The organism is Providencia sp. Marseille-Q8014 (genome assembly GCF_965112055.1).
Window position 1 is genome coordinate 3563803 of record NZ_CBCOPT010000001.1, and the last position, 17149, is coordinate 3580951.

Sequence of the window (17149 nt, forward strand, 5' to 3'; positions counted from 1 at the left end):
GGACGTTATTATGTTTTTATAAACAGCCCGCCATTAAAAATTGAAATACATTCTTAAACCTGGTTGTTGTTGTGTTTTTAATTCCATGATCCTGTTATCAGGTCGTTCATCCTATTGCAGTTTTTACTCATTACTGGTGGATCCTGTCCATCCACCAGCGTATTCATCTTTCACGATTAAACCGAATCTAAAACCGCTCGCGAAATAATGATCTTTTGAATTTCTGAAGTGCCTTCAAAAATTCGTAAAATGCGTGCATCACGTACATAACGTTCTAAAGGTAAATCACGAATATAACCGTAGCCACCATGCAGCTGTAATGCCGCATCGGTCACAAAGCCAGCGCACTCCGCGGCAAATAATTTTGCTGTTGCGGATTGCAAACTAAAACGCTCTCCTGAGTCACGGCACTCTGCCGCATGCCAAGTCAGCATACGCGCTGCTTCTAACTGTGTGTGCATATCTGCAAGACGCCACTGGGTGCCTTGGTAAGCCGCTAATGGCTTTTTACCTATTTGACGTTCTTTAACCCAATTTAAAGCACATTCCATCGCTGCACGAGCGATCCCTAATGACGTGGCTGCCACTTCAACACGCCCTTTATCTAAGACTTCCATGGCTGTATGGAAGCCTTTATTTTCTTCGCCTAATAGGGCCGACTCAGGCAACCAGCAGTTCAATGCAAGCTCATAGATTGTACTTCCACGTAGCCCCATGGTTTTTTCTGGGGAAGAAAACTCAACACCCTCAGTACCTTTAGGGATCATAAATGCACTGATACCACGGGCACCGGCTTCTGGGTTTGTTTTGGCATATAAGACAATAAAATCAGCTTCTTTAGCATTGGTAATATAATGTTTATTTCCGCGAATTCGCCAGCCTCCATTTTCTCGGGTAGCGACAGTGCGCATATCTGCTGGATTTGATCCTGCTGCGGGTTCTGTCAGACCAAAAGCGCCTAACATCTCACCACTTGCCGCTTTAGGTAACCAATACTGCTTTTGCTCCTCGGTCCCCCCTATTAGGATCGAATCTGTTGCAAGGAAATGAGCCGTTAACGCGGATGAAGTTGATGCGCAAGCGGCCGCTACGGCTTCGACGATCATACTCATCGCAATACTACCAATGCCGAACCCACCATATTGCTCAGGTAAATTGATCCCCCAACATCCCATCTCCCCTAGAGCAGCCAAACTTTCCGCACAAAAAGTTTCTGTCTCATCATAACGTTGTGCATTCACTTGCAGAATGTCACGACAAACCTTTTCAACAGCATCGACAATTGCTTGTTCTGTCTCATCTATTTGAAAGCTCATTGTATTGCCTCCGCATTTTTAATTGTTATATTGGCTGATTTATAAGCATGATTGGCTTCGCCCAAGCGAGGTGCTCTTTGCATGGCTCGCGGCTTGCTACCATTAAAGAAAACAGGTTGAGATACTAACGGGGTTCCACCATCATCAAGGTAAGTGAGAACTTGACGAGCCTTTGCATGTTCGCTTTGTGTCGCTTGCTGCAAATTTTGGATCGGTGAAGCAGGCACCCCTGCGTTTAGCAGTTGCTCACACACTTCTTCAACCGTTTTTTGTGATGTCCAATGTTCGATTTCTTTTCTAAGATCCGCGTGGTAAAGGGTTCGCGTTGGATCATCTTTATAGCGAGGATCATTGCGTAGTTCAGGCCGCCCCATACACTCACAGAAACGTTGGAAAAGCTTTTCACTGGCAATAGCAATAACAACTTGCCCATCTCGTGCTTGATAGGTATCAAAAGGTGTTGAAACAGGATGACGATTTCCCACTAAGCCCGGCGCTTGACCGTGTGCAAATAGATTTGATAGTCCTGTCAGCTGCATACTCAACAGCACGTCGACCATCGCAACATCAATATATTGAGCATGTTCTTGGTGAGCTTCTCGCGCAAACAAGGCGCTGCTGATCGCCCAAGCAGCAAAAATGCCAGCACAGACATCCCCTATCGACTCCCCACTACGTGTTGGGCCTGTTTCAGGAAACCCCGTTACACTCATTAATCCTGACATTGCTTGTGCAACAATGTCATAAGCAGGATAGTTAGCAAGTGGACTATCTTGCCCAAAGCCAGATATGCTAGCATAGATAAGTCTAGGGTTATGCTGTTTCAAACTGTCAAAATCAATTCCCAATCTTGCCGTAACACCCGGTCGAAAATTTTCGACGACCACATCACTCTCTTTCACGAGTTGATATAAGATCTCTAGGTCGTTCTCGGATTTAAGATCAAGCTCAATACTGCGCTTTCCTCGATTGATCAGCCCGTAATAAACACTTTCACCCTCAATAAAGGGACCTAAATGACGACTGTCATCACCATGGTCAGGCACTTCTATTTTGATCACTTCAGCACCTAGGTCAGCCATCATGCCTGTACAATAAGGCCCTGCAAGCACACGACTGAGATCGATCACTTTGATCCCTGATAATGGCCCTTCTCTTTTTTGTGTTGACACCATTTTCATACTGATATCCTTATAAAACGAGCCAGCCTCAAATAAGGCTGGCCAAAAGCGCTACTTGACCATCGGTAAGTTCAGCCCTTGCTGTTTTGCGCAGTTAATGGCAATGTCATAACCCGCATCAGCATGACGCATCACCCCAGTCGCAGGGTCGTTATGTAAAACACGAGCCAGACGTTTGTCTGCGGCATCTGTCCCATCACAAACAATGACCACACCAGCATGTTGGGAAAAGCCCATTCCTACACCACCACCATGATGCAGGCTGACCCATGTTGCGCCTCCCGCGGTATTCAATAACGCATTTAATAGAGGCCAATCAGAGACCGCATCCGAGCCATCTTTCATTGATTCTGTTTCGCGGTGTGGACTTGCCACAGAGCCTGAATCCAAGTGATCACGGCCAATGACAATAGGCCCTTTCAACTCACCATTTTTTACCATTTCATTAAACGCACGACCGAGTCTTTCACGATCTTTTAAACCAACCCAACAAATACGTGCTGGCAAACCTTGAAATGCAATGCGTTCACGAGCCATATCCAGCCAATTATGCAGATGCTTATCGTCAGGAATTAACTCTTTTACTTTTTGATCTGTTTTATAGATATCTTCAGGATCGCCAGATAAAGCAACCCAGCGGAATGGCCCGATGCCTTCACAGAATAGAGGGCGAATATAGGCCGGAACAAAGCCCGGAAAATCAAAGGCATTACTGATACCTTCATCTTTAGCCATTTGACGAATGTTATTCCCATAGTCAAATGCCGCTGAGCCGCGTTTTTGCATGGTTAACATCGCATCAACCTGTACCGCCATACTTTTCTTAGCCGCTTTCGTGACTTCAGCCGGTGCTGTTTTTTGCTTCTCACGCCATTGTGTTAATGTCCAGTCTTGAGGTAAATAACCATGAACAGGGTCATGTGCACTCGTTTGGTCGGTAACAGAGTCAGGAATAATGTTACGTTTAACTAATTCGCTATAGACATCGGCTGCATTTCCTAATAAACCGACAGAAACAGGCTTGCCGTCATTTTTGGCTTGTTCAATATATTGCAATGCCTCATCCAGGGATGTGGCTTTTTTATCGACATATCGAGTTCTTAGGCGAAAATCGATACGACTTTCATCACATTCAACGGCAATCATGCTAAAACCGGCCATTGTCGCTGCTAAAGGTTGAGCGCCCCCCATTCCCCCGAGACCACCGGTCAGGATCCAACGACCCGCAGGGTTACCCTTAAAATGCTGTTTAGCTAAAGAAACAAAGGTTTCATAGGTACCTTGAACAATGCCTTGTGAACCTATATAGATCCAAGAACCCGCGGTCATTTGACCGTACATCATCAAACCTTTTTTATCTAACTCATTGAAATATTCCCAATTTGCCCAATGAGGGACAATATTTGAGTTAGCAATTAATACACGGGGTGCATCCGGATGAGTTGGAAAAACACCAACAGGTTTGCCGGATTGCACAAGTAAAGTTTGATCATCTTCGAGTGTTTTTAATACCTCTAAAATTTTGTCATAACATTCCCAATCACGAGCTGCACGACCAATTCCACCGTACACGACTAAGCTTTGTGGATGTTCAGCCACATCAGGATCTAAGTTGTTTTGGATCATGCGGTACACGGCTTCAGTGAGCCAGCTTTTACAAGTTTTCTCGCTGCCACGTGGAGCGCGGATAACACGTGTAGAGTCAGTACGGTTTAGCATTGCTGTATCCTCTATTTCTTTATTTTACTTAACATTTTTACAACAATAAATGATGTTTATAATGAGTCATTACTTATCACGTAAAAATCCCTTTTGGATAAAAAACGCATATAATCAATCTATTAGTGGTATTTTCAGTGCTGGTTTTTATCCTCTCCGGAGGATTCGTCTTCGACTTGCCTTTAAATATATATACATTTAATTCACAAAGTATATACATTTAAATTTGAATTTTTGTATAAAGATTAGATAGAAAGAGGATGAGCAACTATACAACAAAGGTTAACTCGCTATTTATTCACAACAAAATGTATAGACAATTGAACACTTCTCTAAACATAAACAAATAGCTGAAATGCGAAGTGCTTCACATTACTGGCTCACAAAAAGCTGTCACTAGCATGGCAACTCTATTTCTAAACACGACCATTCTCTCAATCAATGGAAAATTGACTGAGTTTCATTATTTTTTGCAATATCGGTTTATTCAAAAAGATTACAATTATTTCTAATTTAATAAATAGTAAATAATATAAAACCTAAACTCTGAAAAATAAATTAAGGCCATTAATCATTCAATAAAAAGTCATCAATAACACCTTTTAATAAAATAGCATTAATCATAAAGGAATAGCCTCAGTGAGAGTTTCAAATAAAGCAGTCATGGATATTACAACGTTAAACAATAGAGCTGTTGAGCCTAGAAAAATATCTAAGATCACTGCACAAAATTTATTTAGCTTCCCTTTTTTTAAAAAGAAGCCACAGCAACATATCCCCCATCTCAATGAAATATTTTATCCACCAGCAAGCTATTTTAGCCATATCACTCAGGCGGTAGAAACACAACAACACCGAACCCTCTCTAGCCAATCTATTTCTGCATTGTGTCGGTCTGAAAACTATCGATACACCATAAAACCAGAAAACCACTCATTTAAAATAATATCTTTTAAAATCAATGAAAAACCACCCATTTCATTCGTAAGCGATATTCAGCGATTTCGCTTAAATTATATTACTGATAAAAATCAAACAATTAGACTCACAACATCACAAGATGTTGCCAATCGTTTTTCCAGCAACACATTACCTATTATGAAATTTATTGAGCAAACTTATCAAGACGATCTGCGAAAGACACTGGATAAACTCATTATTGATAAATCTCAATATAAACTACTCTGCCTAGATGGAGTGAATAATCATGAGATAAACATAGGAAAAGTCGCCTCATCTAACGCTATCGATAGTGAGTTTGGTTTTCAAGGATTAAGAAATCTCTCTTCAATATTAGACATGGATGTAGAGAATATTATCCAAACATACCGTGTGCTTGAAGACCAAAATAAATTACAAGAAATGCCCGTTAAGATGCTAGTCGATCATCTCTTATTAAGGGATCTTAATAATGGTTCTGTTTTATTACTCAAACAAAAGTTAGCGGATATTTATGAAACGACCTATCAAGTGACCAGTAATAAATGCTTTGAACTCATCAATATTAAAAATAAGCAATCGTATTCAAATATCAAAATAAAAACGTCAACAGCGAGTGTTATTACTCTGTATAAAAAGAAAAATCAATTTATCATGAAGTATGTTAATGCCCCATTAACGGTCAACATTAAACGTTAATTAAAAATAAGACTCATCAACCTTATCTTATCAATTATTGTGCCTCGCTGGGGAAGACGTCGGTTATCTCAATCACACCGACGTCTCATTGTCGTTATCCGCCTAAATAGGCATTACGTACGGCTTCATTAGCAAGTAAAGCTTTGCCGCTATCTTCCAGCACAATACGTCCATTCTCAAGCACATAACCGCGATCTGCTAGCTTTAGTGCCTGATTTGCATTTTGCTCGACAAGAAAGATAGTCATGCCCTCTTCACGTAACTGCAAAATAGTATCAAAAATTTGCATAATAATAATTGGGGCTAAGCCAAGGGAAGGCTCATCAAGAAGCAATAATTCCGGTTGGCTCATCAAAGCACGACCGATGGCTAACATTTGCTGTTCACCACCAGACATTGTGCCAGAACGTTGACTACGCCGCTCATGCAAGCGAGGAAACAACGTATAAACACGTTCAATACGCTCTTGGTATTGCTGCCTATTCGCAAAAAAGCCGCCCATAGCCAAATTTTCTTCGACAGTCATTCGTGAAAATACACGACGCCCTTCAGGAACTAATGCGATATCCTCGCGCATAATTTTAGCGGTTGGTAGTTGAGTAATATCCACGTCTCGGTAAAGAATTTTCCCTTCAGAAGCCCGCGGATCACCACATAACGTACTTAACAATGTGGTTTTACCAGCCCCATTTGCTCCAATGAGTGTGACAATTTCCCCTTTTTGAATATTCAAGCTGACTTGATGTAATGTTTGTATTTTTCCATAGTGGGCAGAAACTTGTTTAAATTCTAACATTAGTAAGCCTCCCCCAGATAAGCTTTAATCACATCAGGGTGCTGACGAATTTGATCAGGCGTGCCGTCGGCCAAAGGTGTACCTTGATTGACAACATAAATGCGATCTGAAATCCCCATCACTAACTTCATATCATGTTCAATCAACAAAATAGACACTTGATAATGAGAACGTAATTCAGCGATCAGCTCATCAAGATCATTCGTTTCTTTTGGGTTTAAGCCCGCGGCAGGCTCATCCAACATTAAAATTTCAGGTCGCGTCACCATACAACGTGCTATTTCTAACCGGCGTTGCTGTCCATAAGCTAAGTTCCCCGCTTGACGATTTGCAAATGGCAATAGGTCGACTCGTTCCAACCACTTGACTGCATTATCAATCGCTTCTGATTCAGCTCGGCGAAATGCAGGGGTTTTCAGCAAGCCAGAAAAAATACCGCTTTTTAAATGTTGATGTTGAGCCACCAAAAGGTTTTCAATCACCGTCATCTCTTTAAATAAACGCACATGTTGGAACGTTCGAATGACGCCTAGACGCGCAATAGCCTGACCCGATAAGCCTTCTAAATGCTTTTCACGATATAAAATTGCCCCACTGGTCGGTTTATAAAAACCCGTTAAACAATTAAAAATCGTTGTTTTACCCGCCCCATTAGGACCAATTAAAGAGACTATTTCGCCTTGGTTTAAAGTCAACTCAACGTTGTTGACGGCTAAAAGTCCACCAAAACGCATAGTAAGCCCATTAACTTGCAACAGAGGGGTCATAGATGCACTCATTCTTTCTCCCCCTCATTCGCTAATTGCTCTGCATTTTTTAACTTCATTTGGCGACGTTTCATGGGTAACAGCCCTTGTGGACGCCAAATCATCATTAGCACCATTAATGCCCCCAACAGCAGCATGCTGTAAGCATTCAAATCTCGCATCATCTCACGAGAAACAACCAGTATAATTGCTGCTAATATCACCGATGTTTGCGATCCCATGCCACCAAGTACGACAATCGCTAATACGAAGGCTGACTCCACAAAGGTAAAGGACTCCGGACTAATAAAGCCTTGTCGTGCAGCAAATAATGTTCCCGCAAATCCCGCAAAAGCCGCACTAATTGTAAATGCAGTTAACTTAATTTTCGTTGGTGATAAACCGAGAGAACGACAAGCAATTTCATCTTCTCTTAAAGCTTCCCAAGCACGTCCTAATGGCATACGTAATAATCGATTAATGACAAATAACGTCAATACCACTAAAAGTAACGCAACAAAATAGAGGAAAATAATCCTATCGCCGGCGCTATAGTCAATACCAAAGAAGTTATGGAAGGTATCCCACCCCTCTTTTGCTGAACGGCTAAACTCTAGACCAAAAAAGGTGGGTTTCGGTAGCTGGCTAATACCATTTGGCCCCCCTGTAATTTCCGTGTTATTGAGCAATAAAATACGCACAATTTCACCAAACCCTAAGGTCACAATCGCTAAATAGTCTCCTCGTAACCTTAATACAGGAAAACCCAATAAAAAACCGGCTAAAGCCGCCGTAAGACCAGCAATTGGCAAACTTTCCCAAAAACCAAAACCATAGTAATGATTAAGCAATGCAAAAGTATAAGCTCCAATAGCATAGAAGCCTGCATAGCCTAAAACCAATAGCCCAGATAGCCCTACAACGACGTTCAAACCCAGCCCTAACATCACATAAATTAATGTCAGTGTGGCGATGTCCACGCTCCCCCGAGACACAATAAAAGGCCAAATAATTGCGGCAATAATAATCACCACCGCAAGGATTTTTTGCCTCGTTGTTGAACCATCAAAGTCAGGAATTGACCACGATTTTTTAGGAACGCCCTGCCACACTCTCGTTAATGATGGGCGTATTAGTTGAAAAACAAAGATCACCGCTATTCCCGCAAAGATCCAATTCCAACGAACAGAATCCCCACTGGATACGACTAATTTTGTACCATCAAGGGTTAATTGTAGCCCCATCATAAAGACGGCCAGAATAAAGAACATCACCGAAGCAACAATGGCGTTAATCCAATTTTCTTTTCTCATACTTTTTCGACCTCCGGGCGTCCCAGAATGCCGGTTGGCATGATCAACAACACACCAATCAATAAACCAAATGACACAACATCTTTATATTCGGTGCTTAAATAAGCCGAGGTCATTGCTTCAGCAACACCTAAAATTAACCCACCAAGCATAGCGCCAGGAATACTACCAATCCCACCTAATACTGCGGCAGTAAAGGCTTTCATTCCCGCCATAAAACCAATATAAGGATTAATAACCCCATAAAATTGACCGAGTAATACGCCTGCCACCGCGGCCATCGTGGCACCAATGACAAAGGTTAATGAGATAACACGATCTGTGTTAATACCTAACAAACTGGCCATTTTTAAATCTTCAGCGCAAGCACGACAAGCTCTTCCCATACGTGAATAGCGAATAAATAAAGTCAGTGCCAACATCGCTAATAGCGTCACCACCCAAATGGTCAGTTGCATTTTTGTAATGGTGGCTTCAAAGCCATCACTTTCACCTAAAACCCACTGTCCCGTAATCAGACTCGGTAGTGCCAGATCACGTGAGCCTTGTGATAGGCTGACATAGTTTTGGAGAAAAATTGACATACCGATCGCAGAGATCAGTGCAATCAATCGTTTAGAATGGCGAACAGGTCGGTATGCAACGCGCTCAATACTCCAACCATAGGAACTTGACACCACAATGGCGGCGACAAAAGCAGCGGCAATCAGGATCCAACCGACATCAATACCTAACATCATCAAGCCCGCGATCACAATGAAAGACACGTAGCTGCCAATCATATAGACTTCACCATGTGCAAAGTTGATCATACCGATGATGCCATACACCATCGTGTAGCCAATCGCGATCAAGGCATAAGTGCTGCCTAACGTTAAGCCATTCAGGAACTGTTGGATAAAATAAAGAATTTGATCTGACATAGGACTATCCTTTCATACTACCTTCCCTAAACAGAATAGAATCCGGAAGTGAGTAAACTAACCTCCGGTTCATAGTCTGAATAGTGGAACTACTTCACTGCAGTGGATGTACCATCCGCATGCCACTCAAATACACCGAATTCAAAGCCTTTCAGGTCCCCATTTGGCTGCCAAGTTAATGACCCCATAACAGTATCGACTGGATTGGCTTTTAGATCTTTCACGAGATCTTCGGGTTCACGGCTTCCCGTACGTTCCATTGCTGTGGTTAGGCCTTGAATGGCGGCATAAGTTGTCCAAACAAAGGGACCGGTAGGATCTTCTTTTTTCGCTTTAATAGCATCAACAATAGGCTGGTTAGTCGGCACTTGGTCATAACGTTTAGGCAGTGTAACTAACATGCCTTCGGAAGCCTCTCCTGCAATGTTTGACAGTGATGAGTTACCGACGCCTTCAGGCCCCATAAAGCGGATATTTAAACCTGACTGTTTCGCTTGACGCAAAATTTGTCCCATTTCAGGGTAATAGCCACCAAAGTAGACAAAATCGACATTCTCTTTTTTCAGTTTTGCCACAAGTGCGGAGAAATCTTTATCACCTGCGGTGATACCTTCAAACATAACCTCTTTAACACCGGCTTTGTTCAGGTTTTCACGCACAGAACGTGCTAAACCTTCCCCGTACTGCTGCTTATCATGAACAACCGCAATACGTTTTGGTTTGATATCATCGATAATATATTTTGCAGCTGTTGGTCCTTGGTCTGAATCAAGGCCAGTGGTACGCATAATCATTTGATAACCGCGTGTGGTTAAATCCGCATTGGTTGCTGCTGGGGTGATCATGATAACGCCTTCATCTTCATAAATATCAGAAGCAGGCTGTGTTGAAGAAGAGCAAAGGTGACCAATCACATAACGGATACCGTCATTAATCACTTTGTTCGCAACCGCAACAGCTTGTTTTGGGTCACATGCATCATCATATTCAACGGCAACTAAGGTGTCGCCATTGATGCCGCCTTTTGCATTAATATCTGCAACAGCTTGACGTGCGCCCGTAAATTCCATATCGCCATATTGAGCAACAGGACCAGACATAGCACCAACGACGGCAATTTTCACTTCTTTAGCCCATACTGATTGGCTAAATGCCATCGCAATAGATCCTGCCAGTAATACTTTATTAATATTTTTCATTCTGTCGTCCCCATCTCTATGGTTCTGAGTGTTTGTGTTTGATTTATAGTAGATTATTATAGTCAGCACCATCGAGTGCTATGAATTTTAATAACATAGCCAATAAGGCTATATATTTCATGATATTAAACAAGATAAATATGCTAAATAGCAAATGGATATGGTAGGTAATTACGTTATAAGCAGAATAAAAATCTATCGTTAATGAGTGGGTTTTAGATAAATGCCAGTGTTATATTCTAGTTAAATTTAAATTAATCCGAGCTAAACTCGGAAGATCTACAAAGACGAAATCTTTATCCCTAAAATCAAAAAATCGGCTACAGATCACTCTGTCTATAGGAGTGACTGAAAAATAAGCAAGGAAATAGATAGAAGTATTATGAAACTAACAATTATTCCCGTGGTTGATCCTACTGACCAACAATATCTTGACCTGTACAAAATCTGGCCAGACCAGAATCAATATCAGATCCAGACTTTACTTCAATCTGGCGAAAAAATTTATGCCGCGCGTTTTAATGATCGCTTATTAGCCGCCGCAAAAATGAAAGTCGATCATCAACAAGGCACCATTTATCATTTCCTCGTGCGTGAGGTGACTCGCCGACGTGGCGTTGGGCTTTATTTACTTAATGAAATTTGTCGTCAAGAGGCTCAGGTGACGCATTGGGGATTTAGTTTAAAAGAGATAGATGAAGAACAGAAAGCAGTCATGACGTCCTTTTTATTCGCCTGTGGTTTTACACCGACACCAGAAAATGACCTATGGGAAAAACGGATGTAATACAATGAAATTAAAACGGCTCCACCACGTTGCGATCATCGCTTCTAATTACTCTGTCAGTAAGCATTTTTACTGCCAAATTCTTGGCTTAACCTTATTAGAAGAACATTATCGGTCAGACTCGAATTCATGGAAGGCCGATTTAGCGTTAAATGATCAATACCAAATTGAGTTATTTAGCTTTCCTAACCCACCAGCCAGACTGAGCTATCCTGAGGCGTGTGGTTTAAGGCATTTAGCTTTTAGCGTAGATGATCTTGATAAATGGATAGACTATTTGAAACAACATGATGTGATTTGTGAAGCGCCAAGACGAGATCCTTATACACAAAAAAGATTCACTTTTTTTGCTGATCCTGATGGGCTTCCTCTTGAATTGTATAGCGAATGATATTGTATTTTCTGCATTTATTGCGTCATCATCATGACGGCAATAAATGCAGTAACAAGAAAAAAGGAAGGTAAAATCTAATCGCTTTCTTCGTCGTCTTCCATTGCAGCGCGCAACTTTTTCATTGCATTTTTTTCAAGCTGACGTACTCGTTCGGCAGAAACACCATACTTATCAGCCAACTCTTGCAATGTGGTTTTATTGTCGTCATCAAGCCAACGCGCACGAATAATATCTTGGCTACGTTCATCTAACGATTCTAATGCTTCCGTTAAACGATCGGTTGCATGACTTTCCCAGTTATCTTCTTCGATAGAACCAGCAAAATCCGATGATTTATCTTGTAAGAATAAGACAGGTGCAACCGGTTGACCTAAGTCACCACTGTCATCGTCGTCAGACATATCAAAAGCCATATCCTGTGCAGCCATACGTGATTCCATTTCACGTACATCTTTGGTGCTAACCCCTAACTCTTTAGCAACCATATCAACTTCATCTTGGTTAAACCAACCAAGGCGTTTTTTATTTTTTCTCAAATTAAAAAATAACTTACGCTGAGATTTAGTTGTCGCAATCTTAACAATACGCCAATTGCGCAACACATATTCATGAATTTCAGCTTTGATCCAATGGACTGCAAAGGAGACTAGGCGAACACCGATTTCAGGGTTAAAACGACGAACGGCTTTCATTAAGCCGATATTCCCTTCCTGAATTAAATCTGCTTGCGGTAGGCCATAACCTGCGTAGCTACGAGCAACATGGATCACAAAACGTAAGTGCGATAAGATCAGCTGCTTTGCCGCATCCAGATCACCATGGTAATGCAGCCGTTCAGCAAGTTCCTTTTCTTCCTCAGCGGTTAGCATAGGATAAGCATTGGCAGCCCGCATATAAGCTTCAATACTCCCTTGCGGAACAAGTGCTAATGATTGCATGTCTTTGGTCATTCAGATCCTCTTTGAAAAATAATAAAAAAAGGGATTACTTCGATGCGAAATACAAGATTAAGTAAACCGTAGTCTACCAGTTTTATTGAGTTAAATAAATTACACTTATGTGATTACTACAGTCTATGTCAGACACGTTAGGAAGAGAAAAGTTCCCTGCAATATTGGTTTTTTATCGGCACAGTGGGAAACCATGCCGATAGGATAGACGATTATTCAGGTGTGAAATGGCGCAAATGCTGTACCGTTGCTAACCACGCTGCGACCCACCCAATCATGGCTGACATCAATATCACCAGCAATGATTCTTCCCATAGCAATCCTTCGATATGAAATTGCGTACCAAAAACACTGGCTACTTGAGTGACGACGGCCGACAATTTCCAAACGAGCAGTGCTGACATAATCAATGAGATTACCGCGCCTAATGCCCCCATCAATAGACCGCCATGTAAAAACGGTCGCATGATAAAGCCATCAGTTGCACCAATAAGTTTCATCACATTGATAGTATCTCGACGGGCAAAAATATTGAGTCGAACGCTATTACCAATGACTAGGAATAGTGAAACAATCATTAAAATACCAATGACTGAAGCAACTTGCCCTACCAGCTGAGTCAAGGCTGCAAGGCGAGAAAACCAACTATCGTCCATGCGAACTTCTTCAATACCATGGACTTGGCTGACGCGGTCACGCAATGTGGTCAACACATCCGACCCCTGAAAATCAATTTTTGGGGTAATGATCGCAACAGCTGGTAATGGATTTTCCTCAAGCATATCAAGCGCAGTACTAAATCCAGACCAGCTACGGAATTCACTCATTGCTTGGTCACGTGATAAATAGTTTACATGGTCTACCCCATCAAGCGCTTGTAATTGTGTTACCACGTTTTGACCGCCTTGTTCATCTAATGACTTATCTAGATAAACCGTCAACTGAGGCGTTGGATACCATTGTTCAGCGGCTTGAGACACATTCTTCCAGACGATGTAACACAGGCTTGGCAAAGTGAGCGAAATTGCAATAACCATCACGGTGAGAAACGTTGCCAAAGGTTGCCTTAACATGTCTGCCAAGGTATTCAACCAAGCGTAACGCCACTGCTCTCGCCATCCCCCTTTTAGTGCTTTACTCTTTGACTGCATAGGACGTTCAGACTTAGCTTTACGAACGTTTTTAGCCATGTTGACCTCCTATCATTCTTCCTTCACTTAGGGTAAGCACACGGTAGTTACGACGCTCAATCAAAGCAATATCATGAGTGGCCATTAACACCGTTACGCCAACTCGGTTAAACTCTTCGAATAAGCGCATAATGCCTTCAGATAGTTCCCCGTCGAGATTTCCCGTCGGCTCATCCGCAAGTAACATCGTCGGTTTATTCACAACCGCTCGCGCGATACCTACACGTTGTTGTTCACCGCCTGATAGCTGAATAGGAAAATTTTTCGCTTTATCGAGTAGACCCACTTTGTCCAATGCAGCAGATACTCGTCTACGAATATCTTCTGAGCTCGCACCTGAAATAATCAGTGGCATCGCAACATTGTCATAAACGGTTCTATCAAATAGCAGGTGATGATCTTGAAAAATCATTCCAATTTGCCTACGCAAAAATGGGATCTCCCGATTTTTTAGACGGCTGATATCGTGACCATTAAACAATATATGCCCTGCACTTGGGCGCTCAATACCACAAATGAGTTTCAGTAAGGTACTTTTACCTGCACCTGAGTGACCAGTTAAAAACGCCATTTCCCCAGGTTGTAAATGAAAATCTACCCCTTGGAGAGCCTGTCGGCCACCGCGATAAGCTTTACTGACATGTTCAAAGCGAATCATCGAAAATTATTCCTCTCGGGCAAATAGAGCCTCGATAAAGTCATCGGCTTTAAATGGACGTAAGTCCTCAATACCCTCACCAATACCGATATAACGAATAGGAATACCGAATTGATCAGCAATAGAGAAGATCACCCCACCTTTTGCTGTGCCATCGAGCTTAGTCAATGTGATACCTGTCAGACCTACAGCATCATTAAAAAGTTTTGTCTGACTGACAGCATTTTGTCCAGTACTGGCATCCAGTGTTAACATAATTTCATGTGGCGCTTCCTCATCCAATTTTTTCATCACTCGGACGATTTTTTTCAGCTCTTCCATTAGATGCGCTTTATTTTGTAAGCGACCAGCGGTATCGGCGATGAGAACATCGACACCTTTCGCTTTAGCGGATTGAATCGCATCGAAAATAACCGATGCAGGATCCGCTCCGGTATGTTGTGCAACCACAGAGATATGGTTTCTTTCTCCCCAAACTTGTAATTGCTCAACCGCAGCAGCACGGAAAGTGTCTCCAGCCGCTAACATGACTGTTTTACCTTCAGATTGATACTGGCGGGCCAATTTACCAATCGTCGTTGTTTTACCAACACCATTGACCCCAACCATAAGAATAACATAGGGTTTCTTGTCTTCAATGACTAGCGGTTTATCTACACCAACTAAAATATCAGACATTTCTTCACGTAATCTACTGTATAACGCATCAGCGTCTTTTAGTTCTTTACGGCTAGCATGTGTCGTTAAGTTATCAATGATTTTGCGTGTTGTTTCAACCCCAACATCAGCGATCAGTAACTGTTCTTCTAACTCATCAAAAAGATCATCATCAATTTTCTTACCTGTAAACAGTCCAAGAAAACCAGAACCTAAATTTTGACGGGTTTTTAATAAGCCTTTCTTTAAACGGCTAAAGAAACCTTCTTTCTTCGGTTTTTCTTGTTCCGTTGGCTCAGGCTCACTCTCTTGCGAATTAAGCACTTCATCACGTAACGCAACAATATCTTGAGCCTCTAGATTCGCCTGTTCTTCCCTTTGGCGTTGTTGCTCCGCTTCTTCCTCTGCTAGGCGCGCTGCCTCTTGGCGCTGACGCTCTGCTTCCTCTTCCGCTGCTTTGATCGCCGCTAGCTCAGCTTGACGTTGGCGCTCCGCTTCTTCCTCTGCTAGGCGCGCTGCCTCTTGGCGCTGACGCTCCGCTTCCTCTTCCGCTGCTTTGATCGCCGCTAGCTCAGCTTGACGTTGGCGCTCCGCCTCTTCCTCCGCTAAGCGCACAGCCTCTTGGCGCTGACGCTCTGCTTCCTCTTCCGCTGCTTTGATTGCGGCTAGCTCAGCTTGACGTTGGCGCTCCGCTTCTTCCTCTGCTAGGCGCGCTGCCTCTTGGCGCTGACGCTCTGCTTCCTCTTCCGCTGATTTAATCGCCGCCAGCTCAGCTTGACGTTGGCGTTCCGCCTCTTCCTCCGCTAAGCGCACAGCCTCTTGGCGCTGACGCTCTGCTTCCTCTTCCGCTGCTTTGATTGCGGCTAGCTCAGCTTGACGTTGGCGCTCCGCTTCTTCCTCTGCTAAGCGCGCTGCCTCTTGGCGCTGACGCTCTGCTTCCTCTTCCGCTGCTTTAATCGCCGCCAGCTCAGCTTGACGTTGGCGCTCCGCCTCTTCCTCCGCTAAGCGCACAGCCTCTTGGCGCTGACGCTCTGCTTCCTCTTCCGCCGCTTTGATTGCGGCTAGCTCAGCTTGACGTTGGCGTTCCGCCTCTTTCTCTGCTAAGCGCACAGCCTCTTGGCGCTGACGCTCTGCTTCCTCTTCCGCTGCTTTAATTGCCGCTAGCTCAGCTTGACGTTGGCGCTCCGCTTCTTCTTGCGCCGCTTTGAGCGCGGCTTGCTGTAACTCATGCTGACGCTCTGCTTCTTCTTCCGCCGCTTTAATTGCCGCTAGCTCTTCTGCTTTCTTAGCCTGATACTGACGTTCAGCCTCTTTTTCTGCTGCTTGAACAGCAGCATCATCTGCATGTTTTGGTTGCTCACTCTCTTTCGCAGCATCTACTTTTTGTTGTTCTGCTTCTTGTTGTTGAGTTTCTTTTTCATCTTTACGACCAAAACCCAACCATGAGAAAAAGCCTTTTTTCTTGTCTTTAGCCATCAGCCACTACACTCCTCGCGGTAAAAACATGGCGCTTAATAATTAAATCGCAATAAAATTACATGCAGTCTATCATTTCATCACGCCACAACACATATCTGAAAGAAAAATCATGACAATTTAATCTGATTTTTTAAGTTAAAACTGTGAAAATGGCGCGCTACAATAGAGACAACTCGTTTTTCAAAGCTCAACCAAACTGAGCA

General features: G+C 42.8%; 15 protein-coding genes. 3 read left to right on the forward strand and 12 right to left on the reverse strand.

The window, feature by feature from the left end; all coding sequences use genetic code 11:
* Nucleotides 1-176 precede the first annotated feature (176 nt).
* The 3 genes from ACWPW6_RS15850 to hutU are packed head-to-tail and all read right to left on the reverse strand — an operon-like array spanning nt 177 to nt 4216.
* A complete protein-coding gene (locus tag ACWPW6_RS15850; RefSeq protein WP_196713639.1) occupies nt 177-1316 on the reverse strand; it encodes an acyl-CoA dehydrogenase family protein in 1140 nt (379 codons plus the stop codon).
* Nucleotides 1313-2497: a CaiB/BaiF CoA transferase family protein gene (locus tag ACWPW6_RS15855; RefSeq protein ID WP_249999338.1), complete on the reverse strand. Its 1185-nt coding sequence runs from the start codon at nt 2495-2497 to the stop codon at nt 1313-1315. Before ACWPW6_RS15855 ends, ACWPW6_RS15850 begins: the two co-directional genes overlap by 4 nt.
* A 51-nt stretch (nt 2498-2548) precedes the next feature.
* Nucleotides 2549-4216 (reverse strand): urocanate hydratase, encoded by a 1668-nt coding sequence (gene hutU / locus ACWPW6_RS15860; protein ID WP_249999340.1) that lies wholly within the window; start codon nt 4214-4216, stop codon nt 2549-2551.
* 639 nt (nt 4217-4855) lie between these two features.
* On the opposite strand from hutU, the gene ACWPW6_RS15865 reads away from it, so the two are divergent.
* Complete coding sequence (locus ACWPW6_RS15865; RefSeq protein WP_249999342.1) at nt 4856-5854, forward strand: hypothetical protein; 999 nt, start codon at nt 4856-4858, stop codon at nt 5852-5854.
* A gap of 94 nt (nt 5855-5948) precedes the next feature.
* On the opposite strand, the gene livF is transcribed toward ACWPW6_RS15865, so the two are convergent.
* The 5 genes from livF to ACWPW6_RS15890 all read right to left on the reverse strand — a co-directional run bounded on the left by livF (nt 5949) and on the right by ACWPW6_RS15890 (nt 10831).
* Nucleotides 5949-6650: a high-affinity branched-chain amino acid ABC transporter ATP-binding protein LivF gene (gene livF, locus ACWPW6_RS15870; protein WP_249999343.1), complete on the reverse strand. Its 702-nt coding sequence runs from the start codon at nt 6648-6650 to the stop codon at nt 5949-5951.
* Entirely contained in the window at nt 6650-7429 is a 780-nt protein-coding gene (gene livG / locus ACWPW6_RS15875; protein WP_269204881.1) for a high-affinity branched-chain amino acid ABC transporter ATP-binding protein LivG, read from the reverse strand. Before livG ends, livF begins: the two co-directional genes overlap by 1 nt.
* Nucleotides 7426-8709 (reverse strand): high-affinity branched-chain amino acid ABC transporter permease LivM, encoded by a 1284-nt coding sequence (locus ACWPW6_RS15880; protein ID WP_249999345.1) that lies wholly within the window; start codon nt 8707-8709, stop codon nt 7426-7428. Before ACWPW6_RS15880 ends, livG begins: the two co-directional genes overlap by 4 nt.
* Nucleotides 8706-9632, reverse strand: a complete 927-nt coding sequence (gene livH, locus ACWPW6_RS15885; protein ID WP_154624094.1) for a high-affinity branched-chain amino acid ABC transporter permease LivH — start codon at nt 9630-9632, stop codon at nt 8706-8708. The genes ACWPW6_RS15880 and livH overlap by 4 nt, the downstream gene beginning before the upstream one ends.
* Nucleotides 9633-9721: 89 nt before the next feature.
* A complete protein-coding gene (locus ACWPW6_RS15890) occupies nt 9722-10831 on the reverse strand; it encodes a branched-chain amino acid ABC transporter substrate-binding protein (RefSeq protein ID WP_154624095.1) in 1110 nt (369 codons plus the stop codon).
* A 382-nt stretch (nt 10832-11213) separates the two neighbouring features.
* Between ACWPW6_RS15890 and panM the strand changes: the two genes are divergently transcribed.
* Together panM and ACWPW6_RS15900 are read left to right on the forward strand one after the other, a co-directional pair.
* Complete coding sequence (gene panM / locus ACWPW6_RS15895) at nt 11214-11618, forward strand: aspartate 1-decarboxylase autocleavage activator PanM (RefSeq protein WP_249999347.1); 405 nt, start codon at nt 11214-11216, stop codon at nt 11616-11618.
* A gap of 4 nt (nt 11619-11622) precedes the next feature.
* Nucleotides 11623-12009, forward strand: a complete 387-nt coding sequence (locus tag ACWPW6_RS15900; RefSeq protein ID WP_154624097.1) for a VOC family protein — start codon at nt 11623-11625, stop codon at nt 12007-12009.
* 77 nt (nt 12010-12086) lie between these two features.
* On the opposite strand, the gene rpoH is transcribed toward ACWPW6_RS15900, so the two are convergent.
* From rpoH to ftsY, 4 genes are all read right to left on the reverse strand, one after another.
* Nucleotides 12087-12962 carry an RNA polymerase sigma factor RpoH gene (gene rpoH, locus ACWPW6_RS15905; RefSeq protein WP_154624098.1) on the reverse strand — a complete coding sequence of 292 codons (876 nt, stop codon included), beginning with the start codon at nt 12960-12962 and terminating at the stop codon, nt 12087-12089.
* 212 nt (nt 12963-13174) lie between these two features.
* Complete coding sequence (ftsX, locus tag ACWPW6_RS15910; RefSeq protein WP_154624099.1) at nt 13175-14152, reverse strand: permease-like cell division protein FtsX; 978 nt, start codon at nt 14150-14152, stop codon at nt 13175-13177.
* On the reverse strand, nt 14145-14810 hold the full coding sequence (gene ftsE, locus ACWPW6_RS15915) for a cell division ATP-binding protein FtsE (RefSeq protein WP_154624100.1): 666 nt from the start codon (nt 14808-14810) through the stop codon (nt 14145-14147). Before ftsE ends, ftsX begins: the two co-directional genes overlap by 8 nt.
* 6 nt (nt 14811-14816) lie before the next feature.
* Nucleotides 14817-16943, reverse strand: coding sequence for a signal recognition particle-docking protein FtsY (ftsY, locus tag ACWPW6_RS15920; protein ID WP_249999349.1), 2127 nt, complete (start codon nt 16941-16943; stop codon nt 14817-14819).
* Nucleotides 16944-17149: the final 206 nt, after the last annotated feature.

Coding starts and splice junctions, on each gene's coding strand:
- ACWPW6_RS15855 (WP_249999338.1), bottom strand. CDS start 2,497: ATGAAAATGGTGTCAACACAAAAAAGAGAAGGGCCATTATCAGGGATC.
- livH (WP_154624094.1), bottom strand. CDS start 9,632: ATGTCAGATCAAATTCTTTATTTTATCCAACAGTTCCTGAATGGCTTA.
- livG (WP_269204881.1), bottom strand. CDS start 7,429: ATGAGTGCATCTATGACCCCTCTGTTGCAAGTTAATGGGCTTACTATG.
- hutU (WP_249999340.1), bottom strand. CDS start 4,216: ATGCTAAACCGTACTGACTCTACACGTGTTATCCGCGCTCCACGTGGC.
- rpoH (WP_154624098.1), bottom strand. CDS start 12,962: ATGACCAAAGACATGCAATCATTAGCACTTGTTCCGCAAGGGAGTATT.
- panM (WP_249999347.1), top strand. CDS start 11,214: ATGAAACTAACAATTATTCCCGTGGTTGATCCTACTGACCAACAATAT.
- ftsX (WP_154624099.1), bottom strand. CDS start 14,152: ATGGCTAAAAACGTTCGTAAAGCTAAGTCTGAACGTCCTATGCAGTCA.
- ftsY (WP_249999349.1), bottom strand. CDS start 16,943: ATGGCTAAAGACAAGAAAAAAGGCTTTTTCTCATGGTTGGGTTTTGGT.
- livF (WP_249999343.1), bottom strand. CDS start 6,650: ATGTTAGAATTTAAACAAGTTTCTGCCCACTATGGAAAAATACAAACA.
- ACWPW6_RS15850 (WP_196713639.1), bottom strand. CDS start 1,316: ATGAGCTTTCAAATAGATGAGACAGAACAAGCAATTGTCGATGCTGTT.
- ACWPW6_RS15890 (WP_154624095.1), bottom strand. CDS start 10,831: ATGAAAAATATTAATAAAGTATTACTGGCAGGATCTATTGCGATGGCA.
- ACWPW6_RS15900 (WP_154624097.1), top strand. CDS start 11,623: ATGAAATTAAAACGGCTCCACCACGTTGCGATCATCGCTTCTAATTAC.
- ftsE (WP_154624100.1), bottom strand. CDS start 14,810: ATGATTCGCTTTGAACATGTCAGTAAAGCTTATCGCGGTGGCCGACAG.
- ACWPW6_RS15880 (WP_249999345.1), bottom strand. CDS start 8,709: ATGAGAAAAGAAAATTGGATTAACGCCATTGTTGCTTCGGTGATGTTC.